This window comes from Eggerthella sp. BIOML-A1 (genome assembly GCF_009875595.1).
GTDB lineage: Bacteria > Actinomycetota > Coriobacteriia > Coriobacteriales > Eggerthellaceae > Eggerthella > Eggerthella lenta.
This window is the reverse complement of the sequence record NZ_WWRZ01000006.1, coordinates 26,036-46,428: the sequence shown is the minus strand read 5'-3', so window position 1 is coordinate 46,428 and position 20,393 is coordinate 26,036. Positions and strand designations below refer to the sequence as shown.

The 20,393-nt window shown below is 67.0% G+C and carries 17 protein-coding genes; all 17 read right to left on the bottom strand.

The annotated features are described in order from the left end of the window. Positions 1–75 precede the first annotated feature (75 nt). The 17 genes from GT590_RS08135 to secA all read right to left on the bottom strand — a co-directional run bounded on the left by GT590_RS08135 (position 76) and on the right by secA (position 20,235). Positions 76–2,628, bottom strand: coding sequence for an acetyl-CoA carboxylase carboxyltransferase subunit alpha (locus tag GT590_RS08135; protein ID WP_161170997.1), 2,553 nt, complete (start codon positions 2,626–2,628; stop codon positions 76–78). 19 nt (positions 2,629–2,647) lie between these two features. After that, the gene (gene fabZ / locus GT590_RS08130) at positions 2,648–3,097 is read right to left on the bottom strand and encodes a 3-hydroxyacyl-ACP dehydratase FabZ (protein ID WP_009304150.1); all 450 of its coding nucleotides are present in this window, start codon (positions 3,095–3,097) and stop codon (positions 2,648–2,650) included. An 18-nt stretch (positions 3,098–3,115) separates the two neighbouring features. Beyond that, positions 3,116–4,405, bottom strand: coding sequence for a beta-ketoacyl-ACP synthase II (gene fabF, locus GT590_RS08125; protein ID WP_161170996.1), 1,290 nt, complete (start codon positions 4,403–4,405; stop codon positions 3,116–3,118). Further along, a complete protein-coding gene (gene fabG / locus GT590_RS08120) occupies positions 4,402–5,166 on the bottom strand; it encodes a 3-oxoacyl-[acyl-carrier-protein] reductase (protein ID WP_009304148.1) in 765 nt (254 codons plus the stop codon). Before fabG ends, fabF begins: the two co-directional genes overlap by 4 nt. Positions 5,167–5,180: 14 nt before the next feature. Next, a complete protein-coding gene (locus tag GT590_RS08115; protein WP_009608784.1) occupies positions 5,181–6,245 on the bottom strand; it encodes an ACP S-malonyltransferase in 1,065 nt (354 codons plus the stop codon). Positions 6,246–6,255: 10 nt separating this feature from the next. Next, positions 6,256–7,233, bottom strand: a complete 978-nt coding sequence (locus GT590_RS08110; protein ID WP_009608782.1) for a nitronate monooxygenase — start codon at positions 7,231–7,233, stop codon at positions 6,256–6,258. 80 nt (positions 7,234–7,313) lie between these two features. Further along, positions 7,314–7,532: an acyl carrier protein gene (locus tag GT590_RS08105; protein ID WP_009304145.1), complete on the bottom strand. Its 219-nt coding sequence runs from the start codon at positions 7,530–7,532 to the stop codon at positions 7,314–7,316. A gap of 302 nt (positions 7,533–7,834) precedes the next feature. Next, on the bottom strand, positions 7,835–8,305 hold the full coding sequence (locus GT590_RS08100) for a MarR family winged helix-turn-helix transcriptional regulator (RefSeq protein ID WP_009304144.1): 471 nt from the start codon (positions 8,303–8,305) through the stop codon (positions 7,835–7,837). Positions 8,306–8,359: 54 nt separating this feature from the next. Further along, positions 8,360–9,175, bottom strand: coding sequence for a hypothetical protein (locus GT590_RS08095; RefSeq protein ID WP_161170995.1), 816 nt, complete (start codon positions 9,173–9,175; stop codon positions 8,360–8,362). 9 nt (positions 9,176–9,184) lie between these two features. After that, entirely contained in the window at positions 9,185–11,290 is a 2,106-nt protein-coding gene (locus tag GT590_RS08090; protein ID WP_009304142.1) for a ribonuclease R family protein, read from the bottom strand. A gap of 2 nt (positions 11,291–11,292) precedes the next feature. Beyond that, entirely contained in the window at positions 11,293–12,570 is a 1,278-nt protein-coding gene (locus GT590_RS08085) for a S41 family peptidase (protein WP_009304141.1), read from the bottom strand. A 14-nt stretch (positions 12,571–12,584) separates the two neighbouring features. Next, positions 12,585–13,490, bottom strand: coding sequence for a permease-like cell division protein FtsX (gene ftsX / locus GT590_RS08080; protein WP_009304140.1), 906 nt, complete (start codon positions 13,488–13,490; stop codon positions 12,585–12,587). Then, positions 13,483–14,199 carry a cell division ATP-binding protein FtsE gene (ftsE, locus tag GT590_RS08075; RefSeq protein ID WP_342746825.1) on the bottom strand — a complete coding sequence of 239 codons (717 nt, stop codon included), beginning with the start codon at positions 14,197–14,199 and terminating at the stop codon, positions 13,483–13,485. The genes ftsX and ftsE overlap by 8 nt, the downstream gene beginning before the upstream one ends. 181 nt (positions 14,200–14,380) lie before the next feature. Further along, complete coding sequence (locus GT590_RS08070; RefSeq protein WP_009304138.1) at positions 14,381–15,346, bottom strand: transketolase family protein; 966 nt, start codon at positions 15,344–15,346, stop codon at positions 14,381–14,383. Then, on the bottom strand, positions 15,339–16,178 hold the full coding sequence (locus GT590_RS08065) for a transketolase (RefSeq protein ID WP_009304137.1): 840 nt from the start codon (positions 16,176–16,178) through the stop codon (positions 15,339–15,341). The genes GT590_RS08070 and GT590_RS08065 overlap by 8 nt, the downstream gene beginning before the upstream one ends. 172 nt (positions 16,179–16,350) lie before the next feature. Continuing rightward, positions 16,351–17,445 (bottom strand): peptide chain release factor 2, encoded by a 1,095-nt coding sequence (gene prfB, locus GT590_RS08060; protein ID WP_009304136.1) that lies wholly within the window; start codon positions 17,443–17,445, stop codon positions 16,351–16,353. A 6-nt stretch (positions 17,446–17,451) separates the two neighbouring features. After that, on the bottom strand, positions 17,452–20,235 hold the full coding sequence (gene secA / locus GT590_RS08055; RefSeq protein ID WP_009304135.1) for a preprotein translocase subunit SecA: 2,784 nt from the start codon (positions 20,233–20,235) through the stop codon (positions 17,452–17,454). Positions 20,236–20,393 lie beyond the last annotated feature (158 nt).

Sequence of the window (20,393 nt, the reverse complement as noted above, 5' to 3'; positions counted from 1 at the left end):
ATACGGGAACGCATGCGCGTCCCCGGGCGCTCGAACGAAATGAACGGCTCTGCGACTCGGATCGGGCTGGAGATCCTAGAACTTCGCGAAGCGCTCGCGGCGGGCGCGCAGCAGCTCCTCGGTCGGTACGTCGCACAGCTCGTCGAGGGCGGCGCACAGGTAGGCGCGCACGTTCTCGGCCGCCTGGTCCGGGTTCTCGTGCGCGGGACGGGCGCCCTCGGTCAGCACGGCGTCCACGATGCCCATCTCGCATGCTTCCGCGGCGCTCATCTTCATGACGGCGGCCGCCTCGGCGGCGCGCGTGCGATCCTTCCACAGGATGGACGCGAAGCCCTCCGGCGACAGCACCGAGTACACCGCGTGCTCCTGCATGGCCACGCGATCGGCCAGCGCCAGCGCCAGCGCGCCGCCCGAGCCGCCCTCGCCCAACAGCACGCTCACCACGGGCACGCGCAGGCCCGCGAGCGCCAGCAGGTTGTCGGCGATGGCGTTGCCCTGCCCGCGCTCCTCGGCCTCCATGCCGCAGAACGCGCCTTGCGTGTCCACGAGGCACACCACGGGGCGGCCGAACTTCTCGGCCTGACGCATGAGGCGCAAAGATTTGCGGTAGCCCTCCGGCTGCGGGCAGCCGAAGTTGCGCGCGATGCGCTCTTTGAGGTCGCGTCCTTTCTCTTGCGCGATCACCGTCACCGCGCGACCCCCGATCCAGCCGAGGCCGCACACCACGGCGCCGTCGTCGCCGAACATGCGATCGCCGTGCAGCTCGATGAACCCGTCCACGAACGAGTCGATGTAGGCGAGCGCCGTGGGACGATGCACGTTGCGCGCCAACTGAACGCTCTCCCATGCGCGGTTCGACGTGGGCGCAGTGGCCTCGCGCGCCGCAGCGGACGCGTCCTCCAAAGACACGCCGGCCTCCGCATCGAAACCGCCCGTGCTGAGCGCCTTCTCCAAACGCTTGCGCATGGAGGAGCCGCGGCGGTCGAAGCGCTCGGTGACGGCCGCCATGCGCCCGCGCAGCTTGGCGCGCGCCGAGTCCACCCCTCCGGCGAAAGGCAAGCCGCCGCCCACGGTCAAATCGCCGTACGTCACCGTGTTGTACGTATCGGTGCCGCTGGCCAGGTTCTCGCGCACCGCCTCGTAGCTGACGAGGATATCGCGATCGCCCGGCTCGTGCTCCTGCTCGCCGCGCACAGCCGATGCCGTGGCAAGGTGCAACGCCAGCAAGTGAGCCAGCACGCTGCGCAGCTCGCCGCGCTCCACGATGGCGTCGATCAGCCCGTGATCCAGCGCGAACTCGGCCGTCTGGAAGCCTTCGGGCAGCTCCTGCTTGATGGTGTCCTTGATGACGCGCTGGCCCGCGAAGCCGATCAGCGCGCGCGGCTCGGCCAGGATCACGTCGCCCTGCATGGCGAACGACGCGGTCACGCCGCCCGTCGTGGGATCGGTGAGCACCGAGATGTAGGGGAGCTTCGCCGCAGCATGGCGCTCCAGCGCGCACGACACCTTCGCCATCTGCATGAGCGACACGAGACCCTCCTGCATGCGCGCGCCGCCCGACGCGGTGAACACCACCACGGGCAGACGCTCGTCGGTCGCGCGCTCCACGAGCCGCGCCACCTTCTCGCCCACGACCGAGCCCATCGAGCCCATGAAGAACTGCGACTCCATGATGCCGATGGCCACGCGCAAGCCCGCGATACGTCCGACGCCGGTGCGCACGCCCTCCTCCAGACCCGTCTTCTCGCGCTGAGCCTCGAGCTTGCCCAGGTAGCCGGGGAACTCGAGCGGGTCGGTTTCGGGAACCGTGCGGTTCCATTCCACGAAGCTGTCCGCATCCAGCAAGTCGTCGATGCGCTCGCTCGACGACATGCGCAGGTAACCGCCGCAAGCGGGGCACACGTAATGGCCGGCGGCCAGGCTGGGGCCGTCGAACTTGAGGCCGCAGTGCGGGCACGCGCGCCACGAATCGCCGTCGATAGCGGGTTTGTCGGTAGTGCACAGCACCCAGCCCAGAAGCGGCGCGTCATTGCTGAGCGGGCGGAACACCCGCACGCCGCGAGCCGCCGTGCGAGCGAGAAAGCTGTCCACCTCGGCCAGCGGCAGCGCCTCGTCGCACAGCAGAACCACCGAAGCCCCGCAGGAGTCGATGGCCGTCAGCACGGCATGGCCGTTGCAGAACAGCGCGTCGGAGTACTTCTCGCCCAGGCTCACCGCGCTTTGGGCGAGCTTGATGTGGCTATCGCCCCGATGATCCTGCGTGTACACTGCGCAGGCGGCGAAACCCGCATCGCCCACGGCCTGCATCAGGCGCTTCGCGGTTTTCGGGCGCGCCATGACGAGCGCGACGGGCTTGGAGCCCGCATCGATCCCCCCGGCGCCTTTCGGCGTGCGCGGGGCGGCGGTGGCCAACGCCCGCGGCACGGCGGTGTAGTCGGCCGCGTCGGCAGCATCGTGCGCGTTCGGCGCTATGGGAAGCGAAGCGGCGGCCTCCTCGGCCATGCGCGCAAGGCGGTAGGCCACGTCGGCCGATTCGCCGATAGGCTCGGCCGCCTTGCGCGGCTTGCCCTGGGGCAGCACCGTTCCGTCGGATCCGATGGTGATGTAGTTCTGCTTGGCACTCTTCATCGAACGGCCTCTCGCTCTTTTAAGCTTCCGCTTTCGCCAGCACGTACTTCTGCGTCGCCGACGCGCACACCGCGCCGTCGACGCTCGCCTCCACCTCTGCGACGCACAGACGCGACGAGGACTTCACGATGCGCCCTTTCAGCGTGAGCGTCTCGCCCGGCTCCACCTGGCGGCGGAACTTCGCGCCGTCGATGCCGGTGAGGAACCCGATGGAGCCCTCGGCTCCGCGCTCGACGAGGATGCAGAACGATGCCGCCTGCGCGAGCGCCTCCATGATGATGACGCCCGGCAAAACGGGATGCCCCGGGAAATGCCCCGCGAACAGCGCCAGCTCCGGGTCGACGTCGAGCTCGGCCGTCACCTCCACGCCCGGCTCACACGCGACGATGCGGCTCACCCAGCAGAACGGGTCGCGATGCGGCAGCACCGCCTCGACGACGTCCTTGCCGCAAGGGTATTCGATGTCCATGGTTCGGCTCCTCCCAACCTATGCGCGATACGGCGAAACGGCCAAGCTCGCGTTATGGCCGCCGAATCCGAGCGAGTTCGACAGCGCCACCTTCTGAGGATAGCCCGTCTTCGCCTCGATGACGACGCTGACCGGGCATTCCGGATCGGCCTCGGCGAAGCCGGCCGTGGGCGGCACGCAGTCGTTCATCACGGACAAAGCCGTGACGATGGCCTCGATAGCGCCCGCGGCGCCCAGCGTGTGGCCCGTCGTGCCCTTCACCGACGTCACCGGGATCCGGCTTCCCGCCTCTTCGCCGCACAGCGCCAGCAGCGCCTTGGACTCGGTGGCGTCGTTCGCCGGCGTGCCGGTGCCGTGGGCGTTCAGATGCCCCAGGTCGACCGGCGTGAAGCCGCCCTCCTCCAGCGCCTGGCGCATCGCGCGCGCCACGCCCTCGCCGCTGGGCTCGGGAGCCGTCATATGGTAGGCGTCGCCCGTGGAGCCGAAGCCCGTGATCTCGGCCAGCACCGTGGCGCCGCGCTCGAGCGCATGCTCCAGCGACTCCAACACCACCGCGCCCGCGCCCTCGCCCGCCACGAATCCCGCGCGGCGCACGTCGAACGGCAGGGAGGCCTGCGTCGGATCCTCGGCCTTCGACAGCGCGCCGAGGTTCGAGAACCCGGCCAGGCAGATGGGCGACACGGACTCTTCCGAGCCGCCGGCCAGCGCCGCGTCGATGTAGCCGTGGCGGATGTCGCGCACGGCCGCGCCGATGGAGTGCGCGCCGGTGGCGCAGGCGGTGACCACGTTCAGGCATTCGCCGCGCAGCCCGTAGCGGATGGAGAGGTTGCCCGCCGCGATGTTGCCGATCATCGTGGGGATGAACAGCGGGCTCACGCGCTTCGGACCCTTCTCGGCCAAGGTGAAGAAGCCGCTTTGCAGCTCGTCGATGCCGCCGATGCCGGTGCCGAACACGCACGCGATGCGCGCGGTGTCCTCGGCCTCGAGGTTCAGGCCCGACTGCGCCAGCGCCTCGTCGGAAGCGACGATGGCGTACTGCACGAAGCGCTCGAACCGGCGCGCCTCCTTCTTCGTGATGCCGTGCTCGGCAGCGTCGAAATCGCGCACCTCGGCGGCGATGTGCACGTCGTAGTCGGCCGTGTCGAAGCGCGTGACCGGGCCGATGCAGCAGGCGCGGCCCATGACCGCGTCCCACAGCGCCTGCACGCCCACGCCGGCCGGCGACACCGCGCCCATGCCGGTGATGACCACGCGGTGCGTGCCGTCGGGGCGGCGCGTGCTCGCCGCGTTCGCAATGTTCTCGCTCATAGCGACATACCTCCGTCGATGCAGACAACCTGTCCGGTGATGTAGCCCGCGTCCTCGCTGGCCAAGAAGCGCACGAGCTTCGCCACGTCCTCGGGCTCCCCGAGGCGCTTGGACGCGATGCGCCCCACGATGGCCTCGCGCTGCTTCTCGGACAGCGCGTCAGTCATGTCGGTGGCGATGAAGCCCGGGGCCACGGCGTTGGCCGTGACGTTGCGGGCCGCCAGCTCGCGGGCGATGGACTTCGTGAGCCCGATGACGCCGGCCTTCGAGGCCGCATAGTTCGCCTGGCCCGCGTTGCCCGCCACGCCCACGACGCTCGACATGTTGACGATGCGCCCGTAGCGCTGCTTCATCATGCGCTGCGCCGCGGCCTTGCAGCAGTTGAACGTGCCCTTGAGGTTCACGTCGATCACCGCGTCGAAGTCCTCGTCCTTCATGCGCGCCAGCAGCCCGTCGCGCGTGATGCCGGCGTTGTTCACCAGCACGTCCACGCGGCCGAACGCTTCCTGGGCGGCGTCGACGAGCGCAGCGGCCTCGGCGGCGTCCGCCACGTTGGCGGCCACCGCGATGGCGCGCACGCCGCAGTCGGCCTCCAGGGCTGCGGCGAACGCCCGCGCCTCGTCCAGCCCGCGCTCGCTCGAGCAGTTCACGCACACGTCGAAGCCCGCGCGCGCCAGCTCCTCGGCCACCGCGCGGCCGATGCCGCGGTTCGAGCCGGTGACGACCGCGCTTCGACGCGGAGTTTCGGTTTCGTTGGTCATGGGAGTAGAAGCTCCTATTCGGAATCGGTTGCGGAAGCGACGGCCAGACAGCCGTCGAAGCTCGCGCGGTCCTGCACGCAGGCGCGCGTCGCGGTCTTGTCGATGCGTTTCACGAGGTTCGCCAGAACGCCGCCGAAGCCGACTTCGACGAACATGTCCGCCCCTGCGGCGGTCAACGCAGCCACGCTCGCATCGAAGCGCACGGGGCTCGTGAGGTGGCGCACGAGGTTCTCGCGCGCGTCGGCGGCGGACAGCGGCGCGGCAGTGACGTTGCAGACGAGCGGGATGCGCGCCTCCGAGAACTCGACGTTATCCAAGTAAGCTGCGAGCCCCGCCGCCGCATCGGCCATGAGCGGGCTATGGAACGCGCCCGAGGTGGCCAAACGCGACGAGCGCTTCCCCGCCTCGGCCCATGCCGCCTCGGCGCGCTCGACGGCCGCGGGCGCACCGGCGATGACGATCTGCCCCGGGCAGTTGAAGTTCGCGGGCACCAGCACCTCGCCCTCGGCGCACTGCTCGCAGAGCGCAGCCACGCCGTCCTCGTCGGCCTTCAGCAGCGCGCTCATGACGCCGGGGTGCGCCGCAGCGGCCTCGGCCATAAGCTCGGAGCGCGCTTTCACCAGCGCGAACGTCGCCTCGTCGCTCAGCATGCCCGACACGGCCAGCGCGCTCACCTGCCCCAGCGAGAAGCCCAGCACCGCCGCAGGCTGCACGCCGCGCGCCATGAGCGCGCGGGCGATGCCCACCGACAGCACGCACAGCGCCGGCTGGGCGTTGCGCGTGTCGTTGAGCTCGTCGGGATCGGCATTGAGCACGAGATCGGCCACGTCGTACCCCAGCACGTCGGACGCGCAGGAAAACGTTCCCTTCACCTCGGGAATATCGAGCAGGTCCGCGCCCATGCCGGGCTTCTGCGCCCCTTGCCCCGAGAACATGAAGACGGGCGCGCGCGCGAGGAGGGGCGGCAACGTCCAGTCGCTCAAACAGTCCTCGCTTCGCTGCGGAACTCGCTTGGTGGACGCCGCCGCCCCTCCTCGCTCCACACCCACAGGCTTCCGAAGCCCTTTTTCCTCATCCATCAAGAGCCCCCTAGATCGCACGCCCGCGCCGGGCGCTCAGCGCAGCCAGTGCTTCCAAGTCGAGACCGCCCAGAGCCTCGGCTTCTTCGATCATCCGAGCGATAGCCTCGGCCGCCGTGGCGCGCTCGTGCACGAGCGCGGCCGACTGGCCCGCCATCATGGTGCCGTTGTCCACGTCGCCCTCCACGGCGCGGCGCAGGGAACCCACGTACATAGCCTCCAGCTCGTCGCCGTTGGCGGCGACGTCGCCTTCGAGCTTGCGCACGGTACGGGCGAACTTGTTCTTGAGGCAGCGCACGGGATGCCCGCTGCCGCGGCCTGTGACGATGGTGTCGGCGTCCTTGGCGGCGATCACGCGCTCTTTGTACGCGTCGGCGATGGTGCACTCGTCCACCGTGAGGAAGCGGGTGCCCGCCTGCACGCCCTCGGCGCCCAGCGCGAAGGCGGCGGCCATGCCGCGCCCGTCGGCGATGCCGCCTGCGGCGATCACGGGGATGGACACGGCGTCGCATACTGCGGGGATGAGCGCCATCGTGGTCAGCTCGCCGATATGGCCGCCGGCCTCGGTGCCCTCGGCCACCACGGCGTCGGCTCCGAGGCGCTCCATGCGCGCGGCCAGCGCGCTGGAGGCCACCACGGGCACCACCTTGATGCCGGCGTCCTTCCACAGCTGCATGTAGTTCGCGGGAGAACCCGCGCCCGTCGTGATGACGTCAACACGCAGCTTCGCCAGAAGTTCGGCCGTCTCGCCCGCGTTCGGATCCATGAGCATGACGTTCGCGCCGATGGGCTTGTCGGTAATCGAGCGGGCGATGCGCACCTGCTCCTCGACCCAGTCGAGCGGCGCGCCGCCGCATGCGATGATGCCGAGGCCGCCGGCCTCGCTCACCGCGCCGGCCAGGCTCGCATCCGCGATGCGCGCCATCGCGCCCTGCACGACGGGCACCTCGATGCCCAGCAGTTCCGTTACCCGCGTCTTCATGCTCATGCTCTCTCTTCCTCGAACCCACGGCCCCGTTCGGGCCCCGTCATACAAGCGGGCCCCGTACGGGGCCCGATCAACGCGCGTTACAGCGAATCGATGTGCGCGACCAGCTGACCCACCGTCTCGATTCCCTCGGGCTCGCCGAACTCGACGTCGCACTTCTCCTCGAGGTCGCAGATGAGCTCGACCATGTCCAGCGAGTCGATGCCGAGCGACTCCAGCGTGGCCTCCTCGGTGATCTTCTCGGCCTCGAGATCGAGGTTCTCGACGAGGACTTCCTTCACGGTGTCGATGGTAGCCATGGTGCGTTCCTTTCGCTTCATGCAATTTAGTTTGATAGTCAAAGTATTTCTCCGGAAGTAATGGTATGGTGACGGGACTCCGATTGCAAGAGCCGCCATGCGCCCTCCACGATTTCTGCGCCCTTCCTCTTATTCCCACCGCCCCGTTCCAGGCGCACCCAAGACAGGCCCCCTCGACGCATCCAGCCGAATAGCCCAACCGCGAACAGGGCGTGAGCGGTCATGCAGTGCGACGAGCAATCGCTGCGTGTGCGAGGAGAGCTGCGTGACCGCTCACGCCTGCCCCGCAGGTCGCAAACTCCTCACGCCTGCGCGTCGAAGAAGCCCTTCACCTTCTTGAGCGCCCCGGCGAACACGCGCTCCTCCTCCTCGGTAAGATCGGCCAACGCCTCGTCGATCATCTGATGGTGGAACAGGTTGTGCGCGCGCAGCACCTGCCTGCCTTTCTTGGTGAGCGAGACCAGCACCTTGCGACGATCGTCCTCGGCGCGCGTACGTTCCACGAAGCCCTTGTTCGCCAGTTTGTTCACCGCCGTGGTCAGCGTAGCCAAGGTCACGTTCAGGCGCGCGGCTATCACGTTCATCGGATTGCGCTCGTGCAGGCCGATAGCCACGATGGTGTGGACCTCGGTTATGGTGAGCCCGTGCGTCAGGCGGTTGTCCAGCGACTGCTCCTCGATGCGCAGGATGGAGTTGAACGTGCCGGACAGCAGGTCGTCGATTTCCTCGCGCCGTCTTTGAGAAGCGCTCGCCGTCTCGTTCGAACCGTCCACGATCCCCGCCTCCTCGTCCGTCGTTTCACATCGGCCGCATCATACCGTATGTAGTTAGATAGTCAAAGTTTCGACATCGTCGGGCGGTGCGGGGGTGGGCACGAAACGTCGCACGAACCGGCCCTCGCCCTTGCTTTTGAGGTAGCGGTACCCGATGACCGAGAACGCAAGCGCTCCGACGAAGTTCACGAACAGGTCTCCCATGGTATCGCGCAGCCCGATGTCCAGATATCCGCCGACACCTAGCTCCTGCCCGTTGACCTCGACGGATTCGATACGGTCTATACGTTGCGGATGCTGCGAGCCCGACGGATCGAGCAGCGTGCTGGAGATGCCGGTCATCACCGTGTCCTTCTGCATGTCGAGTCCGAACATCTCGTCCATGCCGAACTCGAAGAACTCCCACAGCACGCCGATGGTCATGGAAAAGCAGAACGCCACCACCACGCAGAAGAACGGCGACAGAGAGAACGCGATGCGATCCGAGCGGTTAAGGATGGACACGAGGGCAAGGCCTATAGCGGCAGCCAGAAACCCGTTGAACGTATGCAGCAGCGCATCCCAGAACGGGAAGATGGTGTAGAAGTGGAGCAGCTCCCCCAGTATCTCGGCCGCGAAGATGAACAGCGCGATGACCACCTCGAGCGTCTCGGGGATGGAGATGCTGAAGTTCACCTCTATGAACGTGGGGACCAGGAACAGCACGAGCATGAGCAGGCACAGGAAGAACGCCTCGTAGTTGTCGAAGGCGAGCGAGCCGACCGCGCATGCCAACACGATAAGGCGCAGCACCACGTATACCGCAAACGACCCTTTGTTCTTGCGCATCTCGCGACCCATGGCCGCGAAGACCTCGCGCACCCGTCCCATGCCGGCGCCCTATCGCTCGTCGCGGGCAGGACGAAAGTCCAAGCGCCGAGCACGCGGATCGGCAGAGACGAGCACGACGGCGAGCCGCTGCGCCAGGCGATACGACGCGCCCGTGTCCTGCCCGGTCAGACGATGCTGCACAGGATCGAGCGCGAAGTACTCCGAACCAAGGTTCTTGCACGGGATCAAACCTTCGGCCGTGTTGTCGAGGCGCACGTACGCGCCGTACGTCGCCACCCCCGACACCGTCGCCGAGAACGTCTGCCCCACGAACCGCTCGAGATACTCGATGAGCTTGACCTCCTGCGACTCGCGCGCAGCCTTCTCGGCTATGCGCTCCATGTCGGAGGAGTGCTCGGCGATCCATGGCAGCGCCGATTTTTCCTGGTCGAACTTCTCCGGGCGTCCGCCGATGAGGGCCTTGAGCATACGATGCACCACAAGGTCGGGATAGCGCCTGATGGGAGACGTGAAATGCGTGTAGGCCCCGCTGGCCAGGCCGTAGTGCGCAGCGCAGTCGGGACGGTACACCGCCCGCTTCATCGACCGCAGCAGGAGCGTCGACACGAGCTCGCCCTCGGGACGCTCCGCGCTCGCCTCCAGCACGCGCTGGACGACGTGCGCATCGCCCGCGATGAAGTCGGCTTGATCGATGTCGCGGAACCACGCGAAGTCCTGGAACACGGGCACGAGCGCCGCCAAGCTGTCGGCCGAAGGCTGCTCGTGGACGCGGTACAGGCTGGGGAACTTCGCATCGCGCAGGTGCTTGGCGACGGTCTCGTTCGCAAGGATCATGGCCTCTTCGATGAGCGAGGTCGCGTCGGTCTTGACGCGCAAGTCGATACCCGTCGGACTCCCCTCCTCATCGAGAACCACGCGCGCCTCGACCGAGTCGAAGTCGAGGCCGCCCGCCCTCTCGCGGGAGGCGAACCGCTGCTTCGCCAGGCGCGACAGCGCGGCGAGGCGGTCGGAAAGCCCGTCGCCCGGCGCGCAAGCGCCGTCGCGCCGCACGAGATCCTTCGACTCCGCGCCTTCGGCGCTCCGCTCAGGATGACAACGGTCCAGCAGCGCCTGCGCTTCCTCGTACGACAGGCGCGCATGCGAGCGGATGAGCGCCGGATACAGATCGTAGGCCACGAGCCGCGCCCGATCGTCGAGGTAGAGGTCGGCCGTCATCGTACGACGCACTTCGTCGGGCTTGAGCGAGCACAGATCGCCCGACAACTCGTCGGGCAGCATGGGAATCACACGGTCGACGAGGTACACGCTGGTCGCCCGCCTGCGCGCATCGAGGTCGAGCGAGGAATTCCACGGCACGTAGTGCGCCACGTCGGCGATATGCACGCCCAACCGCCAACGCGCCACCCCGAGCCCGCGCTCGTCCACCACGCGGATGCCGGTTCCAACCCCGCAGGTCGAAACGGGCTCCAGGCTGACCGCATCGTCGAAGTCCCTCGCATCGGCCGGATCGATGGTGAACGTGAAACGCTCCCTCAAGTCGCGGTACCCCGACGCCAACGCGCCGTCCTCGTCGAGCACCGCGCTTCGCGCCTCCGAAAGCGCCCCTTCGGAGAACACCGTCTCCAGCTTGTGACGGGCGATCACCACGTCTACGGCCGCGTGCTCGTCGTCGGCGAGCCCGAGCACCTCCTCGATAACGCCGGTGGCCGCCGTGTTGCGCGAAGGAAACGTCGTGATGCGCACGCGCACGAGCGATCCGTCTTCGATGTCGGGCCGGTCGGCACGCATGGTGAATATGTCATAGGGGATGTTCGCATCTTCGGGCACGACCACGCCGAAAGGTTCGGCCACCTCGTAGCGCCCCACGAGCGTGTCGTGCGCACGGTCGACGACCCGCAGCACGCGCGCCGCCGGCTTCTCTCCTGCGCGAAGATCTGCTTTGCGTTCATGTGGCTGCTTCTTGCGGCCGCTCTGCACGGGCAGCGGCGCCACTTCCACGAGATCGCCGTCGAACGCACCCGCCATCTTGGATTCCGGAACGAAGAACTCGCCCTCCGCCGTCTGCACGAAGCCGAAGCCGCCTCCGCGCACGCTCAGCACGCCCCGCGGGTTGCTACGGGGATGCCGGCGCGTATGGGAACGCGTCCGCCCCACGGCTAGCCCTTCACGAGGGACTGGGCGGTTTCGAGCGCGAGAGCCTTCTGGTTATCCTCGCCCTCCGCCAAACCCACCATCACGTCGGGGGTGACGCCCACGCCTTCGATGTCGTGTCCGAGCGGGCTCTTGTAGAACGCGGCGGTGTAGCGCAGCGCTCCGCCGAAACTCAAATCGCGCGTCACCTGCACCGAGCCCTTGCCCAACGTCGTGGATCCCACGAGCGTGGCGCGCTGGTTGTCCTTGAGCGACGCGGCCAGCACCTCGGCGGAAGCGGAGGTCTTGCCGTTCACGAGCAAGACCAGCGGCTTCTCCGTCACGTAGGGGCGCGAGGTGGTCTTGGACGTCTCCTCGGCCTTCGTCTGGATCTTCACAATGGTGCCGCTCTTCACGAACAGGCTGGCGATATCCACCGACTGCGTGAGGAAACCGCCGGGGTTGTCGCGGATATCGAGCACGAACGATGTGGCGCCTTGCGACTCGAGGTCGGCGACCGCGTTCTTCACGAGGTCTGCCGCGTTCTGCGTGATCTGCTTGAGCTTGATGTAGCCCACCGTGTCGGAAAGCTCGGTCTCCACGTTCTTCACCGCGTAGTTCGAGCACACGAGCGTCGTAGTGAACTCCTCGCCGCCCTCGTCGTCGAGCGAGCTGGCGCGCCGCCACGTGATGACGACGTTCTCGCCCTCCTCGCGCTTGAGCGCGGAGGTCACCTCGTTCGTGGTCCACTCGTGTCCGCGGTCGCCGTCGATGGCCACCACGAAATCGCCGCTGCGCACGTCGGCCATCTGGGCGGCCGAACCCTCGAACACGTCGGCCGCGTAAGCGCGCCCTTTGTATTCGGAGAACAGCACGCCGATGCCCGCCGACTGCTCGGCGCTGTCCTGCATGAGCGCGGCGTAGCGCGCAGGATCGTAATAGCGCAGATACGCGTCTTCCGTCGTGTCCGAAAGCGCGTTCAGCACGTTGGTCGTGGCCATGTTCAAATCGTAGGAGTCCAAGCTGTCGTTGTCGATGATGCCCTCGACCTCCTCCACGCGCGCCCCGAGGGAGTCGTAGGTGTCGCCCGACGTGGTGGATCCCGGATTGCGGTCGACGTCCACCACAAGCGACGTGAAGCCGAGCGACTCGAGAAGAGAAGCGTCGCCTCGCGCAGTAAAGCCCGCGACGAAAGCGACGCTCACGACGATGACGACGATGCAGGCCTTGATAAGGCGCATGTTGCGCGCCCGCGCTCGACGGGCGGACGCCGCAACATGCGAAGTGTCAGTATGCTTGGCCATGGCCGTTCAACCGGTTACACCTTGAGGTAGCGGCGCATGGCGAACGCCGAACCCAGCAGGCCGATGAGCAGGCCCGCGCCCACCAGCACGGCGTAGATGAACAGGAAGGTGTTCAGGCTCAGGTCGAAGTTGAGGAACATGAGCGCGCTCTGCAGCTTCGGCAGCGCGAGCGTGCGCAGAAGCTCAAGGCAGCCCACCGCCAAAAGCGAGCCGATGATGGCGTGCAGCGCGCCTTCCATGAGGAAGGGCCCGCGGATGAAGCCGTTCGACGCGCCCACGAGGCGCATGATGGCGATTTCCTTGCGGCGCGCCAGAATGGCCAGGCGGATGGTGTTGTTGATGAACACCATGGCGATGAAGATGAGCAGAGCCACCAGCGCGATGCCGATGTAGCGCACGTAGTTCGTGAGCGTGAACAGGCGGTCGACCGTCTGCTGGCCGTACTTGAGCGACTGCTCGGGCGTGTCGTACCCGATGATCTGCTGGTAGGTGGAGTTGCCGCGGATCGCATCGGCCACCTGCTCGACCAGCTGCGGGTCGGACAGCTCGACGTCGATCGAGCGCGGCAGCGGGTTCTGCCCGTCCAGCGTGTCGATGATGTCGGACGTCGTGGAGGAGCGGAACTTCTCGAGCGCCTGCTCCTTGTTCGTGAAGCCCACCGATGCCACGCCGTCGAGCCCCTCGATGAAGTTCTCGACCGACTGGATATCGGCATCGGAGGCATCGTCGGACACGTAGGCCGTGATGGACACCTCGCTCTCCACCGACGAGACGAGCTTCTCGACGACGAAGCCGCCGACGAGGAACACGCCGATGATCAGCAGCGACAGGAAGATGGTCACGATGGATCCCAGCGCCGTCGACAGGTTGCGCGTGAAGCCCTTGAGGGACTCCTTGATAAAGTAGAAGAAACTAGACATCGAAACCGTACACCCCCCGATCCTGGTCGCGGGTGAGGTGTCCGCGGTCGAGCGCGATGACGCGTCGGCGCATGTTGTCCACCATCTCGCGGTCGTGCGTCGCCACGAGCACCGTGGTGCCCGTGCGGTTGATGCGCTCGAGCAGATCCATGATGCCGCGCGACGTCTGCGGGTCGAGGTTGCCGGTAGGCTCGTCACACACCAGAAGCGGCGGGCGGTTCACGATGGCGCGCGCGATGGACACGCGCTGCTGTTCGCCGCCGGACAGCTGGTCGGGGCGCTTGTTGAGCTTGTCCTGCAGACCGACGAGGCGCAGCACCTCGGGTACCTGCGTCTTGATGACGTGGCGGCTCTTGCCGATTACCTCGAGCGCGAACGCGACGTTCTCGAACACGGTCTTGTTCGGCAGCAGCTTGAAGTCCTGGAACACGCAGCCGATGTTGCGGCGCAGGTAGGGCACGCGCCAGTTGCGCATGGTGGTCAGGTCCTCGTCCGCGACGTAGATGTGGCCCTGCGAGGGCTTCACCTCTCGGATGAGCATGCGGATGAACGTGGACTTGCCGGAGCCGGAATGGCCCACGAGGAAGATGAACTCGCCCGCGTAGATCTGCAGGGATATATCGTTAAGCGCCGGCTTGTTCGGCTGAGCCGGGTACACCTTCGTCACATGGTCGAACGTGATGACCGGCGTGCCTGTTTGCTGGGGAATGTCATCGACTTCCAGCACCGGCAGCGACGCAGAAAGCTGCGACGTGGTCTGCCGCGCGGGCGCCGCGTGGGCGCCGCCGCGTCGTGCGGGACGCGCGGGAACCCCTTGGCTTATGTCGTTCGTCACAGAGTGCTCCGTTCGAATAGTAGGGTACTGAGACGGGTTGATTCTAGCAGAAGCACTATCGGGCCATGACCTTCTTCACAGCTTCGACAATCGCCCTGGAACCCAGGTCGAAGTAGTCGAGCAGCTCCTCGAATTCGCCCGATTTGCCGAACTGGTCGCGCATGCCCACGAACTCGACCGGAGCCGGATTCGAGCGCGCGAGCGTCTCGGCCACGGCCGACCCGAGGCCGCCGTACACGCTGTGCTCCTCGGCGACCACGGCGCGCCCCGTCTTCCCCACCGACGCGAGAACGGTGTCCTCGTCGAGGGGCTTCACGCTGAACGCGTCGATGACCTCGACCTCGACGCCCTCGGCGGCCAGCATCTGGGCAGCCTTCAGCGCCTGCTCCACCTCGACGCCGCAGGCGACGATGGTGGCGTCCGAGCCTTCGCGCAGCACGTAGGCGCGCCCGAGCTCCAGCTCCACCCCGTCGGCATAGACGGCCGGCACCGATGCGCGGCCCATGCGCACGTACACAGGGCCTGGCGTTTCAGCAGCCAGTCGGATGGCCGCGCGAGCCGCGGCGTAGTCCGCCGGCACGAGCACGCGCATGTTCGGAAGCCCGCGCATGAGCGAAACGTCCTCGAGCATCTGATGGCTGCCGCCGTCGGGGCCGACGGAGATGCCGGCGTGCGTGGGGGCGATCTTCACGTCGAGGTTGCTGTAGCACACGGTGTTGCGGATCTGGTCGTAGGCGCGACCCGTTCCGAACACGGCGAACGAGCCGGTGTAGGCGATATGGCCGGTGGCCGCGAGGCCGGCGGCCACATCCACCATGTTCTGCTCGGCGATGCCGCAGTTGAACAGACGGTCGGCGAAGCCCGCGTCGGCCAGCTTCTTCGTGGTGGTGGAGCCCGTCAGATCGGCGTCCACGGCCACCACAGGCAAACCCTCGTTCGCCAGCTCGGCCAACGTGGCGCCGTATGCGGCGCGCGTGGCACGTTTGACCTGGGACTGCTCTTCGTTCGCCAGCTTAACCACGGCTGGACTCCTCTCCGCTCGGCGCCGCCAGCTCGGCCAGCGCGGTCTCCATCTGCTCGGCGTTCGGCGCCTTGCCGTGCCAACCCGCCTGGTTCTCCATGAACGACACGCCCTTGCCCTTCACCGTGCGCGCGATCAGCGCATGGGGCTTGCCCGCGCGATCGGCCTTCGCCGCAGCGAGCGCCTCCACGAGCGCGGCCATGTCGTGGCCGTCCACTTCGCGCGCATCCCAGCCGAAGGCCTGGAACTTCGCTGCGAGATCGCCCGGATCGCACACATCGGCCGTGTCGCCGTCGATCTGCAGGCAGTTGCGGTCCACGACGGCCACCAGGTTGTCGAGGTTGCGATGCGCCGCGAACATGGCAGCCTCCCATACCTGCCCTTCCTGGCATTCGCCGTCGCCGAGCAAGGCGAACACGCTCTGCGGCTTGCCGTCCAGCTTGAGACCGGCCGCGGCGCCCGCCGCGACGGACAGGCCCTGGCCGAGCGAGCCCGTGGACACCTCGACGCCCGGCACGAGGTTCGAGTCGGGATGGCCCTGCAGTCGCGTGCCCAGCTTGCGCAGCGTGAGCAGCTCCTCGCGGGGGAAGTAGCCCGCCTGGGCGAGCACGGCGTACAAAGCCGGAGCCGCATGGCCCTTCGCCAGGATGAAGCGGTCGCGCTCTTCCCAATCGGGTCGCTCGGGATCATGATCGAGCACTCCGCCGAAGTACAGCGCCGCAAGGATGTCGGCGCACGACAGCGACCCGCCGGGATGCCCGCTGCCCGCCTCCGCGATCATGCGCACGATGTCGGAGCGCATCTCGTTCGCCCGCCGTTCAAGTTCGGTCATGCCTGTTCCTTTCTAGAACTCAACAATGTAAACAACAGGTTGGCTGTGGTGGTGCAGGTTGCCTTGAAGGTTCCGCGCGGCTGAGCTAAGCGGCCTGATGGGCCGTGTGCGAAGCCGCGCGGGTTCTGAAAGGCAAGATGCGCCGCCACAGCCGGCCGTCATCCAGCAACCGTCATTGAGATACTCGCCAACGGTGGTAGCCTATTACGAACTCATCCAACTCCCCATCCAGCACGGCGTCGACGTTGCCGGTCTCGATGCCGCTGCGCACGTCCTTCACCATCTGGTAGGGGTACAGCACGTAGTTGCGGATCTGGCTGCCGAAGGTGTTGTCCATGCGGTCGCCGCGCAGCTCGGCCAGCTCCTCTTGGCGCTTCTGCTCCTCGCGCTCGTAGAGCTTCGCCTTGAGCACGCGGAACGCCGCTTCCTTGTTCTGCAGCTGGGACTTCTCGTTCTGGCACGTCACCACGATGTTCGTGGGGATGTGCGTAAGGCGCACGGCCGAGTCGGTGGTGTTGACGCACTGGCCGCCGGGGCCGCTGGAGCGGTACACGTCCACGCGCACGTCGGCGGGGTTGAGATCCACCTCGATGTCGTCGGGCAGCACCGGCAGCACCTCCACGCCCGCGAACGTGGTGTGACGGCGCTTCTTGTCGTCGGTGGGGCTGATGCGCACGAGGCGGTGCACGCCGCTCTCGCTTTTCAGCATGCCGAAGGCGTTGCGTCCTTCGATCTGGATGGTGGCCTTGTCCAGCCCGATGCCCTCGCCCGGGACCACGTCGAGCACGGTGACCTTCCAGTCCTTCTTCTCGGCGTAGCGCACGTACATGCGGTAGAGCATGTCGGTCCAGTCCTGGGCCTCGAGGCCGCCGGAGCCGGGGTTCACCGTCAGGATGGCGTCGCCGCCGTCGAAGCGCTCCGAGAACCACGAGCTGATCTCGAGCGCGTCCAGCAGCTCGTCGAGCTTGTCGAGAGCCGCGGAGGCCTCCTCGGCGAACAGCTCGTCCTCCGATGCCAAGTCGAACGCGGCGCGCGCATCGTCCAACAACGCTGCGGCCTCGTCGTACTCTGCGATGGTGTCGCGCAGCACGCTGGCCTGCTTCGACACGCTCTGGGCATGCGAGGCGTCGTCCCAGAAGCCGGGCTGCGCGATCTCCTCGTCGAGCTTCGCCAGCTCCGCCGCGCGCTCGTCGATGTGCAGGTAGCCGTGCGCCGCCTCGACGCGCTGGGCTACCTTCTCCAAGTCTTTTTCGTCTCTATCAGCCATGATTCCTTATTGATCTCGTCCGTGACACTTCTTGTACTTGAGGCCCGAGCCGCAGGGGCACGGCTCGTTGCGCCCGACGTTGGCGAAGGGATCGTCCTTGTCCTTCGTGTACGTCTGGGGCTTCGCCGCCGCGGACTTGGGCGGAGCCGCGGCCGCCTGCTTGCGCGCGGCGCCCACGCCCGTCTGCTCGAGAGCCTGCTCGGGAGACGAGTAGCTCACCTTTCCGTCGAGCGGGCTCTTGTCCTCCGCCAACGCCGGCTGCTCCTGCTTCACAGCCACCTGGAGCCGCAACAGCGTGCGCAGATAATCCTCGTACATGCCCGCAGTCAGGTTCTGGAACGCGTTGTACGCCTCGTTCTTGTACTCCACCAGCGGGTCGCGCTGGCCGAACGCGCGCAGGCCGATACCGGCCTTGAGATAGTCCATCTCCTGGAGGTGCGCCATCCAGCGCGTGTCGATCATGCGCAGCATGACCTGGCCCTCCAGCATCTTCATCACCGGCTCGCCCAGCTGCTCGGACTTGCTCGCGAACACGTCCTCCAAGTACGCTTCCAACGCTTCGGACAGCACGGCGGGGTCGTCGTCGTGGTCGACCTCGGCCACGCTGAAGTCGTCGCGACCCGTCATGTTGGCGGCCCACAGCTCCACGGCCTTGGCATCCCAGTCGTCGCTGGGCACCTTGGCCGGGCAGTTCTCCGCGACGACGGCTTCCACCGCGTCGCCGATGATCTCGGGGATGCGCTCGTCCATGTCTTTGCCGTCGAGGATGGCGTTGCGCTCACTGTAGATGGCCACGCGCTGCAGGTTCATGACGTCGTCGTACTCGAGGACGTTCTTACGGGCGGCGAAGTGCATGCTCTCCACCTGGCGCTGGGCGCCTTCGATGGCCTTCGACACCATGCCGGCCTGGATGGGCATGTCCTCGGGCATGTCGGTCTTCTCCATCATGCGGGCGATGGAGTCCATGCGGTTGCCGCCGAACAGGCGCATGAGGTCGTCTTCGAGCGACAGGTAGAACTGCGTCACGCCGGGGTCGCCCTGACGGCCGGCACGGCCGCGCAGCTGATTGTCGATACGGCGCGACTCGTGGCGCTCGGTGCCGATGACGGTGAGGCCGCCGGCCGCGATGACCTGGTCGTGCTCCTCGGCGCACACGCGCTTCGCCTCGGCCAGCGCGTCCGCGCGCTGCTCGTCGGTGGGAAGGGCCGGGTTCGGCTCGCCGTCCTCGGTCAAAGGTTCGGCGTCCGGATCGAGCCCGCGCTCGCGCAGCACGTCGTCGGCCAGCACGTCGGGGTTGCCGCCCAACAGGATGTCGGTGCCTCGGCCGGCCATGTTCGTGGCGATGGTCACGGCGCCCACGCGGCCCGCCTGCGCGATGATGTGTGCCTCGCGCTCGTGGTTCTTCGCGTTCAAGGTCTCGTGCTTGATGCCGCGCTTGTCCAGCAGGCGCGACAACTTCTCGGAGCTCTCGATGGACACGGTGCCGATGAGGCAGGGCTGGCCCGCCTTGTTGCGCTCGGCCACGTCGTCGGCCACGGCGTTGAACTTCGCCTCCACCGTGCGGTAGATGAGGTCGTCCTCGTCCTTTCGGGCGACTGGGCGGTTCGGCGGGATGGCCACGACCGGCAGCTTGTAGATCTCGCGGAACTCGGCGTCCTCGGTCATGGCCGTGCCGGTCATGCCGGAGAGCTTCTCGTACAGGCGGAAGTAGTTCTGCAGCGTGATGGTGGCCAGCGTCTGGTTCTCCTCGCGCACGAGCACGCGCTCTTTCGCCTCGAGCGCCTGGTGCAGGCCCTCGGAGTAGCGGCGGCCTTCCATGATGCGGCCGGTGAACTCGTCGACGATCTTCACCTCGCCGTTCACCACGACGTAGTCCACGTCGCGGTGGAACAGGAACTGGGCCTTGAGCGCCTGCTGCAAGTGGTTCGGCAGCTGGCCGGACGGGTCGGCGTAGATGTCGTCGATGCCGAGCATGGCCTCGATCTTCTCCAGGCCGCTCTCGGTGGCGTTGATGGTCTTCTTCGCCTCGTCCATGTCGAAGTCGGCCTCGGGCACGAGGCCGACCATGACGCGCGCGAACTTATTGTACGTCTCGGCCGCCTGCGTGCCCGCTCCCGAGATGATGAGCGGCGTGCGGGCTTCGTCGATGAGGATGGAGTCCACCTCGTCGACGATGGCGAAGTGGTGGCCGCGCTGCACGCGGGCCTCTGCGCGCGTCACCATGTTGTCGCGCAGGTAGTCGAAGCCGAACTCGCTGTTCGTGCCGTAAGTGACATCCGCCTTGTAGGCGGGTATCTTCTTGTCGGGGCGCATGCCGTTCTGGATGAGGCCCACCTCCATGCCGAGGAAGCGGTACACCTGCCCCATCCACTCGCTGTCGCGACGGGCCAGGTAGTCGTTGACGGTGACCACGTGCACGTTGTTGCCGGGCAGGGCGTTCAGGTAGCCGGCCAGCGTGGAGACGAGCGTCTTGCCCTCGCCGGTCTTCATCTCGGCGATCTGGCCGTCGTTCAAAGCCATGCCGCCGATGAGCTGCACGTCGAAGTGACGCAGCCCCAGCGTGCGCACCGAGGCCTCGCGCACGGCGGCGAACGCTTCGGGCAGAAGGCTCTTGAGATCCTCTCCGTTCTGGGCGCGTTCGCGGAACGCGGCGGTGAGCGCGCGAAGCTCCTGGTCAGAGCGCGCCTGCATCTCGGATTCGAGGCCGTTGATCTTGGCCGCGGTGGCTTCGTAGTGCTTGAGCTGCTTGCCCTCGCCAAGCGTCAGGAGCTTGGAAAGAAATCCTGCCATGTATGCGCCATCCTTTTCGTGGCTTGCAGCGCGGCGATGCGCGCCTGTTCACTTGAATACAGCACTTGCTACTCTAGCATATCGCGCCTGACCTCAAAGGAAATTCACAGGGCACGCAAGGCGCGGCGCGAGGCGCAGCGGCGGATCGGGAACGCAAG

Bases quoted from the DNA above. Each gene is read 5' to 3' on its own strand.
- GT590_RS08135 (WP_161170997.1), bottom strand. From the start codon at position 2,628: ATGAAGAGTGCCAAGCAGAACTACATCACCATCGGATCCGACGGAACG.
- fabZ (WP_009304150.1), bottom strand. From the start codon at position 3,097: ATGGACATCGAATACCCTTGCGGCAAGGACGTCGTCGAGGCGGTGCTG.
- fabF (WP_161170996.1), bottom strand. From the start codon at position 4,405: ATGAGCGAGAACATTGCGAACGCGGCGAGCACGCGCCGCCCCGACGGC.
- fabG (WP_009304148.1), bottom strand. From the start codon at position 5,166: ATGACCAACGAAACCGAAACTCCGCGTCGAAGCGCGGTCGTCACCGGC.
- GT590_RS08115 (WP_009608784.1), bottom strand. From the start codon at position 6,245: ATGGATGAGGAAAAAGGGCTTCGGAAGCCTGTGGGTGTGGAGCGAGGA.
- GT590_RS08110 (WP_009608782.1), bottom strand. From the start codon at position 7,233: ATGAGCATGAAGACGCGGGTAACGGAACTGCTGGGCATCGAGGTGCCC.
- GT590_RS08105 (WP_009304145.1), bottom strand. From the start codon at position 7,532: ATGGCTACCATCGACACCGTGAAGGAAGTCCTCGTCGAGAACCTCGAT.
- GT590_RS08095 (WP_161170995.1), bottom strand. From the start codon at position 9,175: ATGGGACGGGTGCGCGAGGTCTTCGCGGCCATGGGTCGCGAGATGCGC.
- GT590_RS08085 (WP_009304141.1), bottom strand. From the start codon at position 12,570: ATGGCCAAGCATACTGACACTTCGCATGTTGCGGCGTCCGCCCGTCGA.
- ftsX (WP_009304140.1), bottom strand. From the start codon at position 13,490: ATGTCTAGTTTCTTCTACTTTATCAAGGAGTCCCTCAAGGGCTTCACG.
- GT590_RS08065 (WP_009304137.1), bottom strand. From the start codon at position 16,178: ATGACCGAACTTGAACGGCGGGCGAACGAGATGCGCTCCGACATCGTG.
- prfB (WP_009304136.1), bottom strand. From the start codon at position 17,445: ATGGCTGATAGAGACGAAAAAGACTTGGAGAAGGTAGCCCAGCGCGTC.
- secA (WP_009304135.1), bottom strand. From the start codon at position 20,235: ATGGCAGGATTTCTTTCCAAGCTCCTGACGCTTGGCGAGGGCAAGCAG.